This is a genomic window from Clostridium fessum, from assembly GCF_027698965.1.
In the GTDB taxonomy this organism is placed as follows: domain Bacteria; phylum Bacillota; class Clostridia; order Lachnospirales; family Lachnospiraceae; genus Otoolea; species Otoolea fessa.
In genome coordinates this window covers 172,783-194,930 of sequence record NZ_JAQEQF010000004.1, presented here as the reverse complement: position 1 = coordinate 194,930, position 22,148 = coordinate 172,783, and the positions used below count along the sequence as shown (strand labels likewise).

Sequence of the window (22,148 nt, the reverse complement as noted above, 5' to 3'; positions counted from 1 at the left end):
TTTTCTATTTATTTATCATTCGCTGCCGCTACGCCCGGAAGCTCCTTTCCCTCTAAGAATTCCAGGGAAGCGCCGCCGCCGGTGGAAATATGGGTCATCTTGTCGCCAAATCCAAGCTGGTTGACCGCTGCTGCAGAATCGCCGCCACCGATGATCGTGGTCGCTTCGGTGTCTGCCAGTGCTTTTGCAACTGCGATTGTACCCTGTGCCAGAGTCGGGTTCTCAAATACACCCATCGGTCCGTTCCATACAACTGTCTTAGCAGATTTTACGGTGTCTGCATACAGCTTTGCAGTTTCCGGTCCTATGTCAAGTCCCATCGTGTCAGCCGGGATAACGTCAACCGATACATTCTGTACCTCGATCGGTGCATCGATCGGATCCGGGAAGGATGCTGCTACAGCTGCATCAACCGGAAGAAGCAGTTTCTTGCCAAGCTTCGCCGCCTTCTCTACCATCTCACGGCAATAATCTAACTTTGTATCATCGACTAAGGATTTACCAATCTCCTTGCCCTGTGCTTTTAAGAAGGTAAATGCCATGCCGCCGCCGATGATCAGCGTGTCGCACTTCTCCAGCAGGTTGGAGATAACGTTTAATTTATCGGCTACCTTCGCGCCGCCTAAAATGGCAACGAACGGGCGGACCGGGTTATCTACTGCATTTCCAAGGAAATCGATCTCTTTCTGCATCAGGTAACCAACTACTGCGGTGTCCACATACTGGGTCACGCCTACGTTTGAGCAGTGTGCGCGGTGTGCAGTACCAAATGCATCGTCCACATAGACATCACACAGGGATGCCAGATCCTTGCTGAACGCCTCACCGTTCTTGGTTTCCTCGGCACGGTAACGGGTGTTCTCAAGCAGAACAACCTCGCCATCCTTCATCGCCTCAACGGCTGCCCTTGCGTTCGCTCCAACCACTTCCGGATCGGCTGCAAATTTCACTTCCTGTCCCAGAAGTTCAGACAGACGAACGGCTACCGGTGCCAGAGACAGCTCCGGCTTCGGCTCTCCCTTCGGTTTGCCAAGGTGGGAGCAGAGAATTACCTTTCCGCCGTCCGCAATCAGTTTTTTGATCGTCGGAAGCGCTGCCACCAGACGGTTTTCATCGGTGATCTTTCCTTCTTTTAACGGTACGTTGAAATCACAGCGTACCAGAACGCGTTTGCCCTTTACATTGATATCATCCACGGATTTTTTATTCAGCATATCCTGTCTCCTTTACATTATAAAAGAATAAAAAACAGGTCCGGTCCCGACCGAGGACCGGACCCATCTTGAATCCTTATGATTTTCTATCGAATCGATAAAATTATGCCAGCTCTGCGAAGTATTTGATTGTACGAACCATCTGGCTTGTGTAGGAGTTCTCGTTGTCATACCAGGAAACAACCTGTACCTGATATAAGTCATCACCGATCGGAGATACCATAGTCTGTGTAGAATCAAACAGGGAACCATAGCGGATACCTACGATATCGGAAGAAACGATCTCATCCTCGTTGTAGCCGAAGGACTCAGTCTGAGCTGCCTTCATAGCCTCGTTGATAGCTTCCTTGGTAACGTCAGCTTTCTTAACAACGGCTGTCAGAATAGTAGTGGAACCAGTCGGAACCGGAACACGCTGTGCGGAACCGATGAGCTTGCCGTTTAATTCCGGAATAACCAGACCAATCGCTTTTGCAGCACCGGTGGAGTTCGGAACGATGTTGACAGCGCCTGCTCTTGCTCTTCTTAAATCGCCTTTTCTGTGCGGTCCGTCCAGAATCATCTGATCGCCTGTGTAAGCGTGGATGGTGGACATGATACCGGACTGAATCGGAGCATAATCGTTTAATGCCTTAGCCATCGGAGCCAGGCAGTTAGTTGTACAGGATGCTGCGGAGATAATCTTATCTTCTGGTTTCAGTGTCTTGTGGTTTACATTGTATACGATAGTCGGAAGGTCATTGCCTGCCGGTGCGGAGATAACGACTTTCTTAGCGCCTGCATCGATATGTGCCTGTGCTTTTGCCTTGGATGTATAGAATCCGGTACACTCCAGAACTACGTCTACACCAATCTCGCCCCACGGAAGTTCAGCAGCGTTTGCCTTTGCGTAGATAGTAATCTTCTTACCATCTACTACAATATAATCTTCGCCAGCTTCTACCGTATGTCCATCGTATCTGCCCTGAGCAGAATCATACTTTAACAGGTGAGCTAACATTTTCGGATTTGTCAGATCGTTGATAGCTACGACTTCGTAACCCTCAGCGCCAAACATCTGTCTGAAAGCCAGACGACCAATACGACCAAAACCATTAATTGCAACTTTTACTGCCATGATCTCATTCCTCCTAGAAATTCATCTTCATGATTGTTAAATATTAATCAACCCTGCTTGTATTGTACCCAACTTTTCCTAAAATAGCAAGTGGTTTTTTGTAAATTTTACAGCAAATATTCAGTATTTTCTCTCTTGCTGCGCACAACTTCGACGGATTGTCATATCTTAAATGGAATTTTGTGCTGACAGCCTTAATTTTGCATAATTTTTTAACCAAATGCTCTAATTCGAACTATTTTCATTTTAATCGATCTCTTCTTGTTTTTCAACCTTTTTCCGTGGCTTCGCATTTGAATACGGCAAATTCCTGCTGCCACCACGTTTTCTTACGGCACTTTCGGTTCCAAAAGTGCCTACCCGTGAACAATAACCCGGCCACTTTGCAATTCGCCATCCAGCGCCTTGTAAACTTTCACACTTTCTTGCAGATCGTTTCTTTTTTTACTATAATAACTTTAATCATCGTTTTGGTTTACACATTTTGCAGACCGGATCAACTCATTTCCTACATCAAATAAATTCCGGAGGTTTTATATATGAAGATAAAGGAAGGAAAATCAGCGCTGGAACAGAATCTGTACCGATCCTTTCTGCTCCTTTCCGCTACCCTGGTGCTCATCTCACTTGGTTTTACTCTGTTTTTTGATATTTCCAGACAGCGAAAGGATATGGACAAGCTGATCAGCGGTACTGCTTCTTATATTGCTGCAATTCCGGATGTCGCCGCCATGCTGGAAAACGGCTATCCTGATTCCACCGTGACCCGCGACCTGGATTCTCTTTCTTTGAATATACCAGATATCAATGTCATCCTCATCAGTGATAAAAACGGACTGCGCTTTTACCACACGAACCGTCTGAAAACCGGCGATTCCTACGTGGCAGGTGACGAGGACGCTATTCTGTCAGGAAGCGATCCATATATCACAACCGGCTACGGCACGCACGGCATGCAGCGGCGCGCCTTTCACGCAGTAAAAAACAGCGGCGGAGAGATCGTCGGTTTTGTGATGGTTTCCCTGTTCACCGCTACCCTGTCCGCCCAGCACCGCAGTCTGCTGTTCTTTTATATAATTATATTCCTGATCATGATGATCGTCAGCATTTCCCTGACGCACACAATGTTCTCCCTGCTGCGCGACTCCCTGTTGGGATATGACCCGGAAGAACTCGTCAATATTTATACCCGCCAGGACGAGGTCATGAATATGATCGACGAGGGACTTGCCGCAACCGATCTGGACGGCAGAATTCTCTTTGCCAACCAGAAAGTTTCCACGATACTCGGTCGTCCTGCAAACGAACCTCCGCTCACCCACTTAACGATTCAGGAATTGTTTCCACAGACCGCTTTCGATCAGGTCATAAAAACCGGCGAAAGTGTAACGCACGAGAGCATCAGCTTCGCCGGACGCCAGCTCATCGTCAAGGAGGTGCCAATCCATGGACGCGGCAAACAGGCGCGCCGGGGTGTCCTGATCGTTTTATTTGACCGCACCGACCTCCTGCGTCTTTCCGACGAGCTTTCCGGCGCCCACAATATGTTGGACACGCTGCGCGCGTTCAATCATGAATTTTTAAATAAGCTGCACATCATTCTCGGCTACCTACAGACCGGGGAGATTCAGCAGGCGATGAATTTTATCACCAACAGCAGCCTTGTCTCCAGCCAGTCCGTCCGTGAGACAGCCAACTGCATCCGCGTTCCGAAAATCTGTGCGCTTGTGATCGGGAAAATGATGCACGCCGCTGAGCTTGGCATCCGCCTGCAGGTCAGCGCCGACAGCACCTGCCGCGACCATGATCTGCTGATCCCGGTGGAAGGATTTGTCACCATTCTCGGCAATCTGATGGAAAATGCCATTGAAGAGCTAAGCCACGATCACACCGCCAGTCCGGATGTCATTAACGCATCTGAAAGCCCGCGCGAAATCCACATCGGCATCTACTGCCGCCCAGACGTCAACATCATCACCTGCGAGGACACCGGGCACGGCATACAGCCGGAGCTGCTCGATCATATTTTCGAAAAAGGAGTTTCCTCCAAGGGCGAGAACCGCGGAACCGGGCTTTTCCTGGTTCATGAGCTGATGGAGGAGTACGGCGGAACCATTGATATCGACACAGAGCCTGGCGAGGGCACCTGCTTCACCCTGACATTTACCCGAAAGGAGACAGAATCTAATGTATAAAGTCATTATTATAGAAGATGATCCGATGGTTGCATCCATCAATAAACAGTATGTCGAGCTGACCTCCTCTTTTCACGTGGAGGCAACTTTCAAAAACGGCATCCTTGCCCTGCAGTATCTGCAGAACTGCACGGTTGACCTGATTATTCTCGACTACTACACGCCTCAGATGAACGGTGACGAATTTATCGACCAGCTCCACGCGGCTGGCATGACCCCTGCGATCATCATGGTAACCTCTGCCAACGACGCAGAGACCGTCCGCCGGCTTATTTCCCGCGGCGTCACCGATTATCTCGTCAAACCATTTGAATATGACCGCTTCAAAGCTGCCCTGGAACGATTTGCGAAACGTCAGGAGGAATTGAAAACATCGGCGTCCGCTTCTGACCTGGGACAGGCGGAGATCGATCGCCTCTTCTCCGTCCCGGATGTCTCCTCCCAGAGCGCTCCGCTGACAAAGGGCCTAAATGAACGCACCCTTGGACTGATCCGTCTCTTTCTCTCCGAACATCCGGAGGAGGTCTGGTCCAGCGAACAGATTTCGGAACAGGTTCATTTGTCCCGTATTACAGTCCGGCGGTACTTAAATTACTTAGTCGAAACCAACGAACTGGTCAGCATGATCGATTACCAGACCGGTGGACGCCCTTCTATTAAATATAGATATTCCGGAAAATAAGAGCCACTTCGTTTTCCAGCAATCTTCAGGTTTTTCCTGCCTTTTCGCGGCTGCAGCTGTACAGATTCATCATAGAACCGTATCTATACTGCAGTCGCTTTCTTATAGTCATTTTTATTTACAATACTTACAAAACTGTATTTAAAATTACATAAATTGACTTCCCTTTTTCAATCTTATAAACTGCTTATAAAAGAAATAAACAAATTCTTAAAAAAGAATGGAGGGAAGTTCTATGTTAGAACACATTATGGGATACTTTGGAACTTACACACCGGCAGCGGACGGTGCCATCGCAACATTCCAGTTCGAGTATCTGACCACACTTGGTTTCGCAGCCATCGTTATCTTCTTAGGACGCGCGATTGTCGCTCACAGCGCCCTGCTCAGAAAATATGCTATACCGGCTCCGGTTATCTCCGGTATCATCTTTTCTGTTGTTGTATCTATCATCAAGGGTTCCGGAATCATCGGTTTTTCCTTTGATGCAAAAATCGTGAAAGACTTATGCCAGAACTTATTCTTCCTGTGCGTAGGTTTCGGCTTCAGCTACAAGATGTTAAAGCATGCAGGCGGAAAGCTTTGTATCGCAATCGCAGTTGCAGCCTGTGTCCTGATTACCTTACAGGATGTCGTTGGTTACCTGGTAGGCAGCGCCATCGGTCTTCATCCGCTTCTGGCTCTGCAGTGTTCTTCATCCGCTATGTCCGGCGGTGTTGGTACTGCTTCTGCATTTGGTCCTATCTTCGAGAACATGGGTGCTCCGGATGCAACCACAGTCGGTGTAGCAGCCGGTACTATGGGCAACATCATGGGTTCCTTAATCGGTGGTCCGGTTGCAGCTTTCCTGATTTCCCGTCACGGTCTGAAATCTGACCCGAACGACAGACCGGAATCTGCAAAAGCAGGTTCAGCAGCTGTTCTTAACAACACCCGTATGATCAAAGCATTTGCCCTGTCTCTGCTTGTAGCAGCACTTGGTATGCCGATCTACTGCCTGTTAGACAACATCCCGATGATCGAGATGCCGAAATTCATCGGCTGTCTGTTCGCAGGTGCTATCGCAAGAAACATCATGGATGCAGCTGGTATCGAATTCCCGGTTCCGGAGATCGACGCTATCGAGCATATGTTCCTGGAACTCTACCTGGCACTGGTTCTGATGACCATCGATATCACAAAGCTGGCTCCGGTAGCTGGTCAGATGGGTATCATCCTCCTTGCACAGGCTATCCTGATGGCACTCTTTGCAATCTTCGTATCCTTCAACGTATTTGGCCGCGATTACGGTGCAGCTGTTATGGCAGCTGGTAACTGTGGATGGGGCTGTGGTTCAGGTCCGAACGCAGTAGCAAACGAGAAAGCCGTTATGGATCAGTATGGATGGCACACCGTTGCTTGGGTTCTGTATCCGTCCTTCGCAGTTATCATCGACGATATTTACAACCCGATTTTCCTTTCCATCTTCTCCAGCCTGATTACAAAATAATCACTGAGACGAGATAGGAACACTTCATATAAGACATCTTTTATATAACAACATACCTAAAGCTCAATTGAAAATGTAACCTGAAAGAAGAGCGTCCGGTTCCCCCACATAAACCGGACGCTCTTTTTTGTTACTGTTCACGCATACGTGCCCAGTAACGGAATTTGCCGTGGCTTCGCATTTAAATACGGCAAATTCCTGCTGCCACTACGTTTTCTTACGGCACTTTCGGTTCCAAAAGTGCCTACCTGTGAACAGTTACATTTATATTTTCCTCTTCCTTGGTCTTGTCTTATCACTGTTTTTTATGTTATACTTTTATAGAGTTTTAATATTCTTTTAATCGCTAAGGCAGCATTCGACAGAACCGCTGCGTTTTTTTATATACTGATAAACTACGAAAAGGTGAGATCTATGAAAATAAAAAAACTAGTAAAATTGGCACCAATGATGCTTCTTACCTTCCTGCTCGGACTTTCCGGCTGTTCCGGCAGCACCGCCGCAGATGCGCGGGTCAACGACCATCCCAGCGAAGAAGATGAAGAGCTGCACGTTCTGACCATCGGAACTGCCGACAGCGGCGGAACCATGTACCCGATTGGCAGTGCCATCGCCTCTGTTTTAAGCGGACATGATGAACAGCTCAAGGTCAATTTAAGCGCCTCCAACGGTTCCTACACGAACGTGGAAAATATCAAAAACGGACAATTTGATATGGGACTGGTCAGCGGCGATGTGGCATTTTCCGCCTATCAGGGAACGGACGAATTTTCCGGTCATCCGGTCGAATCCCTGCGGGCGATCGGGGCCGTCTATTCAAGCCTGTCCACCTGGATGGCGCCGGAGTCCGAGCATATCTCCTACGTTCATGAACTCGCCGGACACCACATTGCCGTCGGACCAGAAGGATCCACCACGGAGCTTTCCGCCCGCACCGCTCTCAAGGCAGCCGGGCTCAATATTGCCAACACTGCCCTTGAAAACTACAGCTTCTCCGCCAGCGTGGACTCTGTCTTAAACGGTAAACTCGACGCCGTCCACAGCTTCGCCGGAATCCCGGTCCACAGCCTGACCGACCTGGCCAGCCAGACGCCCTGCCGCCTGCTGGAGTACACTGACGAAGAACTGCAAAAAATTCTTGCAGCCAGCCCCTTCTATGTCCGCGCCACCGTCCCAGCCGGTACCTATCCGGGACAAACCGAGACACTGAAAACCTTCGGAATCAAATGCCTTCTCTGCGTGGACGCATCCATGGACGAACAGCTGGTCTACACCATCACCAAGATTCTCGACGAATCCCGTGAAGAACTGATCAGCGCCCACCCCTCCTTAAGTAACTTATCTGATCCGGAATATATATGCAGCCAGCTTCCTATTCCGCTGCATCCGGGAGCTGAGAAATATTATACGGAACAGGGGCTGTTGAAAACAGAGTAACATGATAGCAAACAAAAACAGGTAACACCAAAACCTGGCGCATGGACGAATTTTCCTAAGACAAAAAAGCCAGGGCTGCATCATTCCGCAGTCCTGGCTTTTTCGATGCCCGATTACCTGATTATTTTTACTTCCGGATCTCCCGCAGCAAATTCACCATCTCGATTGCTCCCGTCGCGCAGTCAAATCCCTTATTTCCGCTCTTTGTTCCCGCTCTCTCGATCGCCTGCTCGATCGTATCCGTCGTCAGCACACCGAACATAACCGGCACGCTGCTTGCCAGAGAAACCTGTGCGATTCCTTTCGAAACCTCGCTGCACACATAATCATAATGGCTTGTGCTTCCACGGATAACCGCACCCACGCAGATCACCGCATCATACTTTCCGCACTTCGCCATCTCCGACGCAATCAGCGGAATCTCAAAAGCACCTGGAACCCACGCAACATCTACGTCCTCCTCCGAGACATTGTGACGGCGCAGCGCATCCTGCGCGCCTGCAACCAGTTTCGAGGTGATAAACTCATTGAATCGTGCCGCCACAATTCCGATCCTCATATTATTTTCCGCTACTACGTTTCCTTCAAATGTACGCATAAGTACCATCCTTTCCGACGATCTATTTTCGCCTGTCACTTTTTCTATTTAAAATTCAAAATATGTCCCATCCGCGCCTGCTTCGTTTTCAGGTAAAATCCATCATACGGCGTCGCCTCCATCTGAATCGGCACGCGCTCCTTGATTTCCATGCCAAAATCCGAAAGCTGATATACCTTATCCGGGTTATTGGTCAGAAGACGCAGCGTCTTGATTCCCAGATCCTTTAAAATCTGCGCCCCAATGTAGTATTCCCGCAGATCGCCCTTAAATCCCAGCGCCAGGTTCGCATCCAGCGTATCCATGCCGCCATCCTGCAGCTTGTAGGCGCGCAACTTATTTAAAAGCCCGATGCCGCGTCCCTCCTGCCGCATATAAAGGAGAACGCCTCGTCCCTCTTTCTCAATCTGGGTCATCGCCGACGCAAGCTGCTGTCCGCAGTCGCACCGCAGAGAACCAAATGCATCGCCGGTCAGGCACTCCGAATGCACGCGGCAGAGTACATCTTTCCCATCTCCGATATCGCCCTTGACGAGTGCCACATGGTGTTCTCCATTTAAGAGATTCAGGTAGCCATACGCACGGAATTCGCCGTATTTCGTCGGCATCCGCGTCTCTGCCACACACTCGACCAGCTTTTCATGTCTCTTGCGGTACTCCTGCAGCTGTTTAATGGAAATCATCGCCAGACCCCATTGTTCTGCCATCGCAAATAATTCTTCCGACCGCATCATCGTTCCATCCTCGCGCATGATCTCGCAGCACAGACCGCATTCCGGCAGTCCTGCAAGCCGCATCAGGTCTACCGTCGCCTCTGTGTGACCGTTGCGCTCCAGAATGCCGTTTTTCTTCGCCATCAGCGGAAACATATGTCCCGGGCGGCGGAAATCCTCCGGCTTTGTGTCCGGATCCACGCACGCGCGCGCCGTAATACCGCGCTCCTCGGCAGAAATACCGGTGGTCGTCGTTTTATGGTCGATCGATACGGTAAACGCCGTCTCATGGTTATCCGTGTTATCCATCACCATCTGTGGGAATTGCAGCTTCCGGCAGATTTCTGCGCTCATCGGCATACAGATTAAGCCCTTCGCATGCGTCGCCATGAAATTGACATTTTCTGTCGTGGCAAAACTTGCCGCGCAGATAAGATCGCCTTCGTTTTCGCGATCCTCGTCATCCGTAACCAGGATTAAATGTCCCTGTTTCAGCTCGTCCAGAGCCTTTTCAACTGTATCAAACTGCTTCATTGTTCTCCTCCTCTATTAAAATCCATACCGCTGCAGAAATTCTCTTGTCATGCCCTTTCCTGCCTTATCCTCTTCTTCTACTCCCATCAGCTTCGCCACATACTTTCCAATGCAGTCATTTTCCAGATTGACGATATCGCCTGCCCGCTTAAACGCTAGCGCTGTCTCCTGCAGCGTATGCGGGATGATGGAAACGGAAAATGATACGTGATCCACCCGTGCGACCGTCAGGCTGATTCCATCGATCGCGATCGATCCTTTTTCCACAATCAGCCGCAGAATCGGTTCTGGGGCCTGAATCGTATACCAGACGGCATTTCCGTCCCGGCGCACATCCCGGATGGTTCCGGTTCCGTCGATGTGACCGGAGACGATATGTCCGCCAAACCGTCCGCCCGCCAGCATCGCCCGCTCCAGGTTGACCGGGCTTTTGACACCCAGCGCCCCCAGGGACGAACGGTTCAGCGTCTCATGCATTACATCCGCACAGAAATAATCTCTCCCAAATGACGTGACCGTCAGACACACACCGTTGACCGCAATGCTGTCGCCCAGATGAACATCCGAGAGCACCTTAGACGCAGCAACCGTCAGCCGTGCCGAGACTGCCTGGCGCTCAATCGCACGGATCCTTCCCACTTCCTCTATGATTCCTGTGAACATCTTTTCTCCTTTTCAAATCAGCGATTTTTTCCCGTTCTAACACCGCCTCATGCATCTTGACCGGACACCTCATATTCCAGCAGCAGATCCTCTCCCAGCCACACTGCCTCCGGCTTTTTAAGAAGAAATGCCTCCGGCGGCGCATCCACGCCGGTTCCCCTCACCGGGGTCGGGGCGCCTGCACCTCCGAAAATCTTCGGAGCAATGTAGGCCTGCACCCGGTTCACAAGCCCTGCCTTTAAAAACGACCATGCCAGCGTCCCGCCGCTCTCGACCATCACGCTGTCCACTTTCTCCTCGCCCAGCCGCTGCATCATCGCCTGCAAATCCAGTTCTCCCTCTTTTGCCGGGACACTTAAAACACGACAGCCGGCGTCCTCATATGCTTTCTTTCTTCCGGCATCCGATACCGCCGTCACAATCCAGGTCGGTGTCTCCCGCGCGGTCTGTACCACGGTCGATGAAAGCGGCGTCCGAAGCTTCGTATCTGCAATCACCCGGATCGGATTTTTCCCTCCCGGAATCCGGCAGGTCAGCTGCGGATTATCCGCCAGCACCGTCGAAACGCCAGTCAGAATCGCCATATAACGCCCGCGGTCCTCATGCACCCGCTTCCGCGCCGCCTCGCCGGTGATCCACTGGGATTTACCCGACACCGTCGCTGTCTTTCCGTCGAGTGTCATCGCATATTTCAGCACCGTAAACGGAAGTTTCGTCCGCATGAAATGGAAGAACACCTCATTCTGCCGTTCACACTCTCCGCGTAAAACTCCGGCCACCACTTCCAGCCCTTTTTCCCTCAGAAGCCGGATGCCGCGCCCTGCCACCACCGGATTCGGATCCGTGCAGCCGACAATCACGCGCTTCACCCCGGATGCCAGCACCGCTTCCGTACACGGCGGCTGTTTTCCGGTGTGACAGCAGGGTTCCAGCGTCACATACAAATCTGCTCCCGCCGTCTCTTCGCCCCGCTCTGCCGCATTCTTAAATGCCTCCCGTTCTGCATGAAGCTGTCCATATCGTGTATGATATCCCTCGCCGATGATGTGTCCATCCTTTACCAGCACCGCGCCGACCATCGGATTCGGATTGACCCATCCGTGCCCTTTTTCTGCCAGTGCTAACGCCTGCTTCATATATTCCCGATCCTGTAGCTGCTCACCGGGAACCTTTACATGGATTCGTTCCATCTTTTTCCCCACCTTTCTATCAAAAGAATGTGCCAAGGCACATTCTCGCACCGAACGCGGTCGCCTGCGACATATTTCTGCTTCGCGCAAGTGTGCATCCTCACGGAGCGTTTTTTGTTTCATATGATACAATTTTCTATTGAAACAAAAAAGCCCTGAAATGTGAAATACTTTTATTTTCACATCTCAGGGCTTATAATTTCTATTTTATAATATCTTTCATGATATTAATTATCGTAAATATTTTTTTACATCCATTCTCGATGACTTTTCTCTCTCTTTTGCCATAGCGATATATATCCGCCATATCCATCATCCGGGGGAGTGTATCTGGAAGCTTCCCGGCACCGCCGTTTTTATTTACGTTTTCTCTTCTTTCATCCAGACTATACAGTCGGTTTTGGAATTGCACCAAATCATGCGCCATGCGCTCGCGGACTTTACCGCCGGTCGGGAATTACACCCTGCCCTGAAGATATCGTTATTTTGTTGTCATTCATTATCTGTATTGCATTATAGATCCAGAGAATCCGTTTGTCAATCCATTATTTTTTTCATTTATTGATTGATGACAACGTTATCTGACACACATTTTCAGCCATTTTAAGCGCCGCTTCAAGTGTCTGCTTCCACTGCTTTCCCGTTCAATTTCGCGCGCTCTACACAGCGCCCCATAATGCGCCCAATCAAAAGAAGATACACGATCACCGACACCGTCGTTCCGCCGAAATCCGATACCACTTCTGCGTAGAAAACATTTTCAACTCCCGCAAACACCGGAATCAGGAACACGCTGACCAGGTACAGCAGCTTCCGGAACATTGACAGCGAGATCGCCACCGACGGCACACCCATTCCGGTAAATCCATCCACGACCTCATACTGGACTGCCAGTGGAATAATCCCCATCGTGCAGACCCGGATCGCCCAGACAGTCAGTTCCACATAGGACTCATTGCGCGTAAAGAGATACACAAAATACTGCGCCAGCGTCCGGGAAAACAGGAACATGATGCTGCACTGCACCACCGCCAGCAATGTGATATACTTCTGTGCGCTCCGGATCCGATCCGGGCGTCCCGCGCCGAAATTGAAGCCCAGGATCGCCCCCGTTCCCGATGTAATGCCTCCGAGCGGCATCGTCACGATCAGCATAAAACTCTGCACGATTGTCGTACAGGTCAAAAGCATGTCCGCCTCCGCGCCGCCATACATCTGAATTACCGTATTGAGCGAAATGATCAGCACATTGTCAAATGCGATAATCAAAAATGGCGACAGTCCCATCAGCGCAATCTTACAGACTGTCTTCACCTGCGGACATTCAAATTCAAGCCGCAGAAGCACGCGATTTCCTCGCAGGAAACGAAGGACAAAGACCGCCGACGCAAACTGTGACAGAACCGTGGCAAACGCCGCCCCCGCCACGCCCATGTCAAACACAAAAATAAACACTGGATCCAGCACAATATTCGTTACCGCACCGAGCGCCACCGAAATCATTCCGATCCGCGCAAATCCCTGGCAGATAATAAACTGGTTCATTCCGATGGAAAGCAGCGCAAAGACCGTTCCCAGCAGATAGATCGTAAAGTACGATTCCGCATACGGCAGAATCGCTTCACTCGCACCAAACCGCGTCAAAATTTCTCGTTTAAATACAAACAGAACCAACGTCAGAACCGACGACAGCCCGGCAATCATCCAGAAGCTGTTTGCCAGAATCTTTTTCGCTTTCTCATCCTGCCCCTCGCCCATACGGATGCTCATGAGCGGCGAGCCGCCCAGACCGACCAGATAGGCAAACGCGGAGATCAGCGTCACAATCGGTCCGCTGACGCCGACGCCCGCAAGCGCCGTCTCCCCGATCACCGGGATATTTCCAATATAGATTCGATCGACCACGCTGTAGAGCACATTGATAAACTGCGCCAGCATCGAAGGAATCGCCAGACGGATCACCAGCCGCCGGATATCGTCCCGCCCCAAATCATTTTCTATCTTCATATGTATCCCACCTCCGTATGAAACCCGCCCTGCTGTTTTGTTTTCATGTTTTCTTAACTTCTCCTCCCAGAACTGGTTCCATGCGTGTTTCTATCGCCAGAGTCTACTCCCTCTTCTGTCGTTACTGTTCACACACGTGTGCCCAGCAACGGGATTTTGCCGATGTTGCGCATTCCAAATCGGCAAAATCTGCTGCCAGAACTGTATCGTACGGAATTTTCAGTTCAGAAAATTCCTACCTGTGAACAGTTACCCTCTGTCCTTTATACCGTCTGCCCGCCAAAATGTCAATGAGATATTCCTGATAAAAATTACCCCTTTTTTGTACAGTAAAAAGCGCCGGCACTGCAAGCAGGTCCGGCGCTTTTTACCCAATATCGGTTGCTGGTTGTCAACCGATACCGAAAAGATCCCAGCAGAAAATCTTGGACAGTTCGTAACGGAGTGTAATGCATCAAGGAATTTCGAGTAACTTGATTTGTTTTTGTTCGTCTCTGTCCGCGTTCTTCCGCGCGGGAATGATTTTCATCCGTTCAATAAGTTAATGCGCTGCATACGCATTTTATTGCACGTTAATCAAAAAAATTTTAAAAACTTTTTTTGATATAGACTATTTTATTATGAAAACCTGTTTTCGTCAAGTTTTCAGGGGTTAAATTATTACAAGTTGTTACAGGAAAATGTATTTGAGAACGAAGAGTACCGCCAGCACATACATCAGCGGAGTGATCTTCTTTGCTTTTCCTGCTGCCACATTCAAAAGCACATAAGAGATAATTCCCATGGAAATACCCTCGGAAATGCTGTAGAACAACGGCATGGCGATGATTGCCAGATATGCCGGGATTGCCTCGGTGATATTGTCCTCATCGAAACGAATTTCGGTTACAGTTCCCACCATCAGGAAGCCAACCATGATTAATGCCGGAGCCGTCGCAAAGGACGGGATCGCCGTAAAAATCGGTGCAAACAGGGTGGAAAGCAGGAACAGGAGTGCCGATACCAGGGCAGTCAGACCGGTACGTCCTCCGACTGCAACACCCGATGCAGACTCAACGAAGGTAGTCGTTGTGGAAGTACCTAATACCGCACCAAAGGAAGTTGCGATCGCATCTGCCATCAGCGCCGGACGGATACCCGGAAGACGGCCTTCCTCGTCCAGCATGTCTGCCTTGGTTGCTACACCAATTAATGTACCAAGTGTATCAAAAATATCTACAAACAGGAATGAGAAAATAACTACGATAAAATTGATAATTCCAACTGCATCGAAGTCAACGGTAAAGCATTTACCAAATGTCTCTCCCAGTTTGGAGAAATCGGTGATTCCCAGGGTCGGGAACAGGGTGTAGAAACCATTCTCTACGTCCGGTGTGTAAATGCCGGTTACCTGGCACAGCATACCGAGAATCCAGGTTCCCAGAATGCCGTACAGAATCGCGCCCTTCACACGATAGGTGTATAAAACCGCCATGATAAACAGACCGATCAGCGCCAGCAGCGCACAGATACCTGCGGTATGGAAATTTTCCGGGAAGCTGATGATCGTTACCAGTGTGGAAGAGTCTACTGAAAGTCCCGCATTCTGAAGACCGATAAATGCGATGAACAGACCGATACCGACAGACACACCGCGCTTTAAAGTCAACGGAATCGCATTGAAGATCGCCTCGCGCACGTTTGTCAGAGACAGCACGATGAAGATCAGACCCTCTGCAAATACAGCCAGCAGTGCAACATGCCAGCTATAGCCATAGCCCGCGCACACCGTATACGCCATATACGCGTTGAGCCCCATGCCTGCGGACAGAACGAACGGCAGGTTCGCCATAAATGCCATGCAGGCAGTACCGATGAATGATGCCAGAGCCGTAGCCAGAAGCACCGCAGTCGGGTCCATGCCGGTCGATCCGAGGATGCTCGGATTAACTGCCAGAATGTACGCCATCGTCATAAAGGTCGTAATTCCAGCCATAACTTCCGTCTTTACGGTCGTCTGATGCTCGGATAGCTTAAATACTTTTTCAAACATCTTTTCTTCTCCTTGTGTTTTTCATTCTATGATTCAACCGCTACAAAATCTCATGAAGCGGACGGCGCACCTTCTTGCGGGTGATCTCCACCAGCCCAAGCCGCGTCATATCCACCAGAATGGTCTTGACGGGATCTCTGGAAAGTTCCTCTCCCAGAACCCGCATCAGGCTCTCCTGATCTTCTTTTGATTCCATATCGATAAAATCTACAATAATAATTCCCGAAAGATTGCGAAGGGAAAGCTGGCGCGCCACCTCATGCGCCGCCTCCAGGTTGATCTTTAAGATCGTCTCGGCAGGCGTCTTTTTCCCTGTATATTTTCCTGTATTGACATCGATCACCGTCAATGCCTCGGTTGGCTCGATGACCAGATAGCCGCCGGATTTCATCCAGACACGGCGATCCGATGCACTTTTAAGCACCGATTCCAGGCGGTACAGCTTCATTAATGGAAGGTTCTCATCTGTATATAGGGACAAGTTCGGAACCGCCTGTTTTATGCTTTCATTTTTATCTGCCTGGGTCTGATTTTCTTTTTGTTCCTTGTCCTCTTCCTTCTCTTCCGCCAGCCATGCCTCAATCTTCTTCGCATACTCCGGCACATCTGTGATGATCTCCGAAAGGGTTCCTTTCTTCGCATCCCTAAGACTCTGGATATAGGGCGGCGTACCCTGCTCTAAAAGGCTGTAACAGGTGCGGCAGGCTGCCCGGGCAAAAAGTTCTTCCATCTGCTGTTTCAGCTTCTCTGTTTCTGCACAGAGTGTTTCGATGGAAGCCGACGCCCCGTTCGTCCGGACAATCAGTCCAAAACGCTCATCCTTATGTGTCAGAAGTTCCTCCCGCACCTTCTCTTTCCAGGCATTATCCTTGATTTTTGCCGAAAATCCGATCTGCGGTTTTCCAACCGTCAGAACCATATAGGTACCCGGAAAATTCAGACAGCAGGTCACGGACGGATCCTTGGTTTTCAGGGCGTCGCGGGACACCTGGACGAGAAGCTCGTCTCCAGCTTTTAGTTTCCGTGGACTTACTTTCTTCTCAGAATTTCCAGAATATCCGAATGAACATAGCTGGTTCAGCTCGTCTGTATAAAGCAGAACCGGGTTCTCCGCCAGGCTGAAATATCCGGTTTTTCCACCGCCGAGGTCAATAAACGCGGCGTTGATGTTTTTTACCATATTTTTCACCTTGCCGATGTAAATATTCCCCAGCAGGCTTTCATCGCCAGATTCCAGCGTCAGCGACCGGCAGTGCCCGTCCGAGAGGAGCGCCGTCAGGCTTCGATCCTTCCATTTTGTCACTATTAACTGATCCAAACTCTTCGTCTCCTCTCATTTTTTGCTGCCATTCACACTTCGTGCTACCTGCAGCCGGATTTTGCTGGCGCTTCGCATTTCATCTCTTAATGAACATTGAAGCATTTACACAATCTCGCTTCCATACGCCTCAAGCGGCACATACTCCGGTGCACCCTCGGCGCCCTCGTCCGCATACAGCTCCTCGCGCTCGACCTGAATAGCAAACGGGCGGTAGGTCAGCCCCAGGCTCTCATAGAATGCCTGCAATACCTGCTCCGGCTTTCCGTTTGCCGCACTGCCCGATAAGAGGCGCAGGAAGACACAGATTCCTTCTGCCTGTTTTTCCTCCTCAACCGTCTCATTTTCCAGATCCGGATACCAGTCTGCGACCATCGCCGGAACATACTCTTTCCGCTCCGCGATTCGCGCCTCACAGATCAGCGGACGCAGATCCACGGTTCTCTCGCCCTTTTTCGTCTGCTTCACAAACGGAATTGTCTCGCTTTTGCAGAATGTCAGGAATTTCCCGAAAAATTCTTCTACACTGCTGCCGTCCTCCGGTGCAAATCCCTCTTTAAACCAGAATGTGTAATCAGCAGCTGCCACCAGCGACATCGCATTCTTTGCCGTCTCCGGAAGCTCGCGGTAGCTGATCACCTCCAGCCCCTCGGCGCTGACCTCATTTAAGCGGCGCACCATCCCGGTCGAATTTCCGCTGGAATTGACATCAATATCCACATACTCCGCATGGCTGATAAGCCCCACGCTGAGCGGAGACGCAAACGACATGATCTGGTGCGGGCTGAATCCTTCGCTATAACGGATATCCACTTCCGCCCGGCGCATCACCTTCTGGAAGTAACGCATCACGTCCAGATGACCGATAAAACGCACCGTTCCCTGTTTTTGAAATTTAATTCGTATCTTCATGACCGCTCCTTCCTCATGCCCGTTCTTCGAAACAGACTCCGCCGCCGTACTTACGGACACCACATCCCGAACAGCGCATCCGGCAGTTCGGCGTTACCGTTTCCGCCTGTGCGTTCGCCCACTCACGTTTTAAGAAATCCTTCGTCACACCCGCGTCGATGAAATCCCACGGGAACACTTCATCAAGGCTTCGCTCACGCGTCGTATAGAAATCAATGTCCACGCCGCAGGTCTCAAACGCCTTCATCCAGATATCATTGTTGAAATACTCGGACCAGGAATCGTAGATTGCACCTTTGCGGTATGCCTCCTCAATCACAGCTGCCACCTTGCGGTCGCCGCGCGCCAGAACACCTTCCAGCACGGTCACATCCGCCTCATGCCAGTTATAGCGGAGACTCTTCTTATTTAACATCTCTTTCATGCGGTGGTTGACGATGCTCGCGCGCTCCAAGAACTGCTCTTTCGTGCACATCGGCGCCCACTGGAACGGGGTAAACGGCTTCGGCACAAAGAACGAGGTGCTGGCGGTTACCTGCACCTTGCCATGGCGCTGTTCCTTCGGAACCGTGTCATAGTACACTTCCGCCACCTTCTCCGAAAGCTCGGCAATGCCCTGCATATCTTCCACCGTCTCGGTCGGAAGTCCCAGCATGAAGTAGAGCTTTACGCGGTTCCAGCCGCCCTTGAACGCCTCGGCGGAACCATTTAAAATATTTTCCTCGGTCAGACCCTTGTTGATAACGTTACGCAGACGCTGGGATCCCGCCTCCGGTGCAAAGGTCAGGCTGCTCTTCTTCACGTCCTGCACCTTGCTCATGACGTCGAGGGAAAATGCGTCAATACGCAGGGACGGCAGGGACACATTGACGCCCTTTCCGTCAAACTCGTCAATCAGAAAATTGACGATTCCCTCCAGCTTCGTGTAATCACTGGAGCTCAACGAACTCAGCGAAATTTCCTCATGTCCGGTGCTCTTTAACATCGTCCGCGCCAGACGTTTCAGTTCCTCCAGGCTGCGCTCGCGCACCGGGCGGTATACCATGCCCGCCTGGCAGAAACGGCATCCGCGAATACAGCCGCGCATGATCTCAAGAACCACACGATCCTGCGTCGCGCGCAGATACGGAACCACCGGCTTCTCCGGATACCAGGTATCGCTCATATCCATGACAAGCTGCTTGGAAACGGTCTGCGGCGCATGCGGGTTGTTCGGCATCATCGCCTCGATCGTGCCGTCCTCTTTGTATGTCACATCATAAAATCTCGGCACATAGATACCCGGAATCTGTGCCGCCTGCTCCAGAAATTCCTTCCGGCTGCCGCCGCGCGCCTTGATCTCCTTATAGCGATCGATCAGGTCAAAATAAACCACCTCGCCCTCGCCCATATAGAAGAGATCAAAAAACGGCGCGATCGGCTCCGGATTGTAGGTACACGGACCGCCGCCGATAACGATCGGATCCTCCTCGGTACGATCTTCTGCATGAAGCGGAATCTGTGATAATTCCAGCACCTGTAAAATATTGGTGTAGCACATTTCGTACTGGATTGTAATTCCAAGGAAGTCAAATTTTTTGATCGGATCCTGGCTTTCAACAGCAAACAGCGGGATCTTCTGCTCCCGCATGATCGGATCTAAGTCCATCCACGGGGAATAAACGCGCTCACAGTAAACGTCATCCCGGCGGTTGAACATATCATAAAGAATCTGGATGCCCAGATGGGACATACCGATCTCATACACATCCGGAAAGCACATGGCAAACCGGACTGCTACCTTCGACGGATCCTTCTTCACCATATTCACCTCGCCGCCAATATAACGCGCCGGCTGGGAGATCTTGAGAAGGATTTCATCACTTAATGCTAATTTTCTCATAAAATTATTTTTACCTACATTTCTCATTTTTTGCGATGTGTTCATCGCTGTTTTTTAGTTCTTTTTTTGTTCTTCTCCGTAAACGTAAAAATACAAATTCTTGTCAAGTATTTTTTTGCAGACAGTTTACATAACTTTTTTCACTCTTACAGCAAAAAATTGTTTCTGAAATACGCACAATTCTGATTTTTCATTTTTTTACGGACAAATCTGTTGCATATGTGCAGATCAGACCGCATTATTATACGGTATTTCCCGCGTTTCCGCAACAGATTCTTTCCCGAAAGAAATTTTTCGAACTCCTATCATCGAACTTTTTATCAAGTTTTCCGAATATTCATCAAATTCAGGAATCTCAAATAACATCGGCTCGATGAGCTTTGCCGTTCCCATGACCAGTACGCTTTTCAGCGCACCAAAGTCCGGGGGCTTTTCAAAGACAGCAAGACTGACATTTTTATTCCTCTCAAGTCCTATGAACTTCTCGCCGCCTTCTGTAAAAATCCAAAACTGGCCATCGTGATAGCTATATTCCAAGAGAGTACATCGCACATAGTCACCGATTCCGGCAGCTAATGCACATACTACATTGCCGTGAAGGGACCCAGAACCTCCATTTCATTAGTTCGCTTAGCGCGAACTTCTGTATTGTCTGATTCAGAACAAAAAATACCCCGTTGGTTTTGAGGTAAATTGTTATCAGCTTACCACATATATTGTTCTTTTCAAATATTCCGCAAGCATATATAACGGAACATTTGTCAGCCAGTCTTCCTGCTTATAATTTGACATACTGCTACGAATCGCCATGCCCGGCTTATATTTATCGCAAAATGCCCTCAAACTCCTGGCACGGAGATTCTGTTCTGCCTTCACCTCAATCGGAACGCAGTCTAAATCTCCCTGCAACATAAAATCTATCTCTCCAGTTGATCGTGCTGTTGCAAAATAATAAAGCGGATATCCTGCAGCGTGTAACTCCTGTGCAACATACTGTTCCGTAAGTGCCCCCTTGAATTCTTCAAAGATCCGGCTTCCCTCCAATAGAAGTCTTGCTGATAGTCCGGTCTTTGCTGTTAACAATCCCACATCGAACATGAACATTTTAAAACTGTTCATTTCCATGTACGCAATCAGTGGAATATCTGGCTTTGATACTCTATAGCTTTTCAGGATTAACCCTGCATCTTCCAACCACTGAATTGCAAGTTCAAAATCTTTTGCCCGTGCACCCTCTCGTAGTGCTCCATACATAAACTTACGATTTTCCTTAGCCAATTGGGAAGGAATCGAATTCCAGACCATCATGATGCGCGGAACAACTTCCTTTGGCGCATGTTTGCTAAAATCCTCTTCATAGTACTGCAGAAGATTGTTTTGGATCTCACGTACCTCAAATAGATCATCGGAATCAATATATGTCTGGACTACTTCTGGCATTCCGCCCACATAATAATACTTTTTTAACAAATCCGTATATTTCCCGGCATATGCATTGATCAGTTCATAATCTTGGGACCTCAACGCTTCATGCAACCCCTTTTCACCAACTGCCAAAATGAATTCATTGAAGCTCATAGGGCATAATTTTAAAAAATCAACTTTCCCAACAGGAAAGGATGTTCCCTGATGTAATGCAACACCGAGCAGGGAACCAGCTGCAATGATAGAATACTGCGGTGCATTCTCATAGAAATATTTTAAAGATGCCAGCGCCTTTGGTGCTTCCTGGATCTCATCAAAAATAATCAATGTATTTTCAGCCTGAAAACTCTTTCCGTACTCAATTTTGATTGCAGAAAGGATCCGCTTTAAGTCAAAGTCTAGGTCAAACACATCCTTCATTGCTTTATTATTATCAAAATTGATATAGACTGTATTTTCATAGAACCTGGCTCCAAATTCCTTCATAATCCAGGTTTTTCCGACCTGGCGCGCTCCTTGTATGATCAGCGGCTTTCTGTTCTTTTTATTCATCCATCGTTCCAGTTTCGTAAACAGCTCTCTTTCCATTAAGAAACCTCCTGCGCAACATATACATCCAAAAGCATCTGTATTCTATCTTAACACTTTTCAGGGCATATTTCCATTGCTAAACAGCATTTTTGCGGACATTATTTTATTATAAATCACATTTTTTCGGTTAATATTATTATAATTCCAAC

17 protein-coding genes and 1 riboswitch are annotated in these 22,148 nt (G+C 49.3%); of the genes, 4 read left to right on the top strand and 13 right to left on the bottom strand.

Annotation, left to right across the window (positions count from 1 at the left end; all coding sequences use genetic code 11):
* Positions 1 to 8 precede the first annotated feature (8 nt).
* Both PG862_RS07175 and gap read right to left on the bottom strand, forming a co-directional pair.
* Complete coding sequence (locus tag PG862_RS07175; RefSeq protein WP_270706950.1) at positions 9 to 1,214, bottom strand: phosphoglycerate kinase; 1,206 nt, start codon at positions 1,212 to 1,214, stop codon at positions 9 to 11.
* A 103-nt stretch (positions 1,215 to 1,317) separates the two neighbouring features.
* Positions 1,318 to 2,331 (bottom strand): type I glyceraldehyde-3-phosphate dehydrogenase, encoded by a 1,014-nt coding sequence (gene gap, locus PG862_RS07170; protein WP_022359484.1) that lies wholly within the window; start codon positions 2,329 to 2,331, stop codon positions 1,318 to 1,320.
* Between the two features lie 539 nt (positions 2,332 to 2,870).
* Here gap and PG862_RS07165 point away from each other — a divergent pair.
* The 4 genes from PG862_RS07165 (at position 2,871) to PG862_RS07150 (ending at position 8,134) form a co-directional block, all read left to right on the top strand.
* A complete protein-coding gene (locus tag PG862_RS07165) occupies positions 2,871 to 4,526 on the top strand; it encodes a sensor histidine kinase (protein ID WP_270706949.1) in 1,656 nt (551 codons plus the stop codon).
* Positions 4,519 to 5,208, top strand: a complete 690-nt coding sequence (locus PG862_RS07160; RefSeq protein WP_117795944.1) for a response regulator — start codon at positions 4,519 to 4,521, stop codon at positions 5,206 to 5,208. Before PG862_RS07165 ends, PG862_RS07160 begins: the two co-directional genes overlap by 8 nt.
* 235 nt (positions 5,209 to 5,443) lie before the next feature.
* A complete protein-coding gene (locus tag PG862_RS07155) occupies positions 5,444 to 6,697 on the top strand; it encodes a sodium/glutamate symporter (protein ID WP_107001073.1) in 1,254 nt (417 codons plus the stop codon).
* Between the two features lie 414 nt (positions 6,698 to 7,111).
* Positions 7,112 to 8,134: a TAXI family TRAP transporter solute-binding subunit gene (locus PG862_RS07150; RefSeq protein WP_270252441.1), complete on the top strand. Its 1,023-nt coding sequence runs from the start codon at positions 7,112 to 7,114 to the stop codon at positions 8,132 to 8,134.
* A 127-nt stretch (positions 8,135 to 8,261) separates the two neighbouring features.
* On the opposite strand, the gene ribH is transcribed toward PG862_RS07150, so the two are convergent.
* The 11 genes from ribH to PG862_RS07095 form a co-directional block, all read right to left on the bottom strand.
* Positions 8,262 to 8,732 (bottom strand): 6,7-dimethyl-8-ribityllumazine synthase, encoded by a 471-nt coding sequence (gene ribH, locus PG862_RS07145; protein ID WP_107001075.1) that lies wholly within the window; start codon positions 8,730 to 8,732, stop codon positions 8,262 to 8,264.
* Between the two features lie 44 nt (positions 8,733 to 8,776).
* Positions 8,777 to 9,979, bottom strand: coding sequence for a bifunctional 3,4-dihydroxy-2-butanone-4-phosphate synthase/GTP cyclohydrolase II (locus PG862_RS07140; protein WP_107001076.1), 1,203 nt, complete (start codon positions 9,977 to 9,979; stop codon positions 8,777 to 8,779).
* A 15-nt stretch (positions 9,980 to 9,994) separates the two neighbouring features.
* On the bottom strand, positions 9,995 to 10,642 hold the full coding sequence (locus PG862_RS07135; RefSeq protein WP_118471970.1) for a riboflavin synthase: 648 nt from the start codon (positions 10,640 to 10,642) through the stop codon (positions 9,995 to 9,997).
* 47 nt (positions 10,643 to 10,689) lie between these two features.
* Positions 10,690 to 11,832: a bifunctional diaminohydroxyphosphoribosylaminopyrimidine deaminase/5-amino-6-(5-phosphoribosylamino)uracil reductase RibD gene (gene ribD, locus PG862_RS07130; RefSeq protein ID WP_270706948.1), complete on the bottom strand. Its 1,143-nt coding sequence runs from the start codon at positions 11,830 to 11,832 to the stop codon at positions 10,690 to 10,692.
* A gap of 365 nt (positions 11,833 to 12,197) precedes the next feature.
* A riboswitch (FMN riboswitch) is annotated at positions 12,198 to 12,313 on the bottom strand.
* Positions 12,314 to 12,447: 134 nt separating this feature from the next.
* Complete coding sequence (locus PG862_RS07125; protein WP_270706947.1) at positions 12,448 to 13,839, bottom strand: MATE family efflux transporter; 1,392 nt, start codon at positions 13,837 to 13,839, stop codon at positions 12,448 to 12,450.
* A gap of 670 nt (positions 13,840 to 14,509) precedes the next feature.
* On the bottom strand, positions 14,510 to 15,871 hold the full coding sequence (locus PG862_RS07120; RefSeq protein WP_022359656.1) for an NCS2 family permease: 1,362 nt from the start codon (positions 15,869 to 15,871) through the stop codon (positions 14,510 to 14,512).
* A gap of 40 nt (positions 15,872 to 15,911) precedes the next feature.
* Entirely contained in the window at positions 15,912 to 17,189 is a 1,278-nt protein-coding gene (locus PG862_RS07115; protein ID WP_270706946.1) for a ribonuclease E/G, read from the bottom strand.
* 105 nt (positions 17,190 to 17,294) lie between these two features.
* Positions 17,295 to 18,101, bottom strand: coding sequence for a TIGR03936 family radical SAM-associated protein (locus PG862_RS07110; protein WP_118684655.1), 807 nt, complete (start codon positions 18,099 to 18,101; stop codon positions 17,295 to 17,297).
* A 13-nt stretch (positions 18,102 to 18,114) separates the two neighbouring features.
* The gene (locus tag PG862_RS07105; RefSeq protein ID WP_118684721.1) at positions 18,115 to 19,983 is read right to left on the bottom strand and encodes a TIGR03960 family B12-binding radical SAM protein; all 1,869 of its coding nucleotides are present in this window, start codon (positions 19,981 to 19,983) and stop codon (positions 18,115 to 18,117) included.
* A gap of 228 nt (positions 19,984 to 20,211) precedes the next feature.
* Positions 20,212 to 20,520 carry a pyridoxamine 5'-phosphate oxidase family protein gene (locus PG862_RS07100; protein ID WP_243023778.1) on the bottom strand — a complete coding sequence of 103 codons (309 nt, stop codon included), beginning with the start codon at positions 20,518 to 20,520 and terminating at the stop codon, positions 20,212 to 20,214.
* A 162-nt stretch (positions 20,521 to 20,682) separates the two neighbouring features.
* Positions 20,683 to 21,996 (bottom strand): ATP-binding protein, encoded by a 1,314-nt coding sequence (locus tag PG862_RS07095; protein WP_118471960.1) that lies wholly within the window; start codon positions 21,994 to 21,996, stop codon positions 20,683 to 20,685.
* Positions 21,997 to 22,148 lie beyond the last annotated feature (152 nt).

Excerpts from the sequence above, each read along its gene's own strand:
- PG862_RS07175 (WP_270706950.1), bottom strand. The coding sequence starts at position 1,214 with ATGCTGAATAAAAAATCCGTGGATGATATCAATGTAAAGGGCAAACGC.
- ribH (WP_107001075.1), bottom strand. The coding sequence starts at position 8,732 with ATGCGTACATTTGAAGGAAACGTAGTAGCGGAAAATAATATGAGGATC.
- PG862_RS07135 (WP_118471970.1), bottom strand. The coding sequence starts at position 10,642 with ATGTTCACAGGAATCATAGAGGAAGTGGGAAGGATCCGTGCGATTGAG.
- PG862_RS07140 (WP_107001076.1), bottom strand. The coding sequence starts at position 9,979 with ATGAAGCAGTTTGATACAGTTGAAAAGGCTCTGGACGAGCTGAAACAG.
- PG862_RS07120 (WP_022359656.1), bottom strand. The coding sequence starts at position 15,871 with ATGTTTGAAAAAGTATTTAAGCTATCCGAGCATCAGACGACCGTAAAG.
- PG862_RS07105 (WP_118684721.1), bottom strand. The coding sequence starts at position 19,983 with ATGAGAAAATTAGCATTAAGTGATGAAATCCTTCTCAAGATCTCCCAG.
- PG862_RS07155 (WP_107001073.1), top strand. The coding sequence starts at position 5,444 with ATGTTAGAACACATTATGGGATACTTTGGAACTTACACACCGGCAGCG.
- PG862_RS07165 (WP_270706949.1), top strand. The coding sequence starts at position 2,871 with ATGAAGATAAAGGAAGGAAAATCAGCGCTGGAACAGAATCTGTACCGA.
- PG862_RS07160 (WP_117795944.1), top strand. The coding sequence starts at position 4,519 with ATGTATAAAGTCATTATTATAGAAGATGATCCGATGGTTGCATCCATC.
- PG862_RS07150 (WP_270252441.1), top strand. The coding sequence starts at position 7,112 with ATGAAAATAAAAAAACTAGTAAAATTGGCACCAATGATGCTTCTTACC.
- PG862_RS07095 (WP_118471960.1), bottom strand. The coding sequence starts at position 21,996 with ATGGAAAGAGAGCTGTTTACGAAACTGGAACGATGGATGAATAAAAAG.
- gap (WP_022359484.1), bottom strand. The coding sequence starts at position 2,331 with ATGGCAGTAAAAGTTGCAATTAATGGTTTTGGTCGTATTGGTCGTCTG.
- PG862_RS07125 (WP_270706947.1), bottom strand. The coding sequence starts at position 13,839 with ATGAAGATAGAAAATGATTTGGGGCGGGACGATATCCGGCGGCTGGTG.
- ribD (WP_270706948.1), bottom strand. The coding sequence starts at position 11,832 with ATGGAACGAATCCATGTAAAGGTTCCCGGTGAGCAGCTACAGGATCGG.
- PG862_RS07110 (WP_118684655.1), bottom strand. The coding sequence starts at position 18,101 with ATGAAGATACGAATTAAATTTCAAAAACAGGGAACGGTGCGTTTTATC.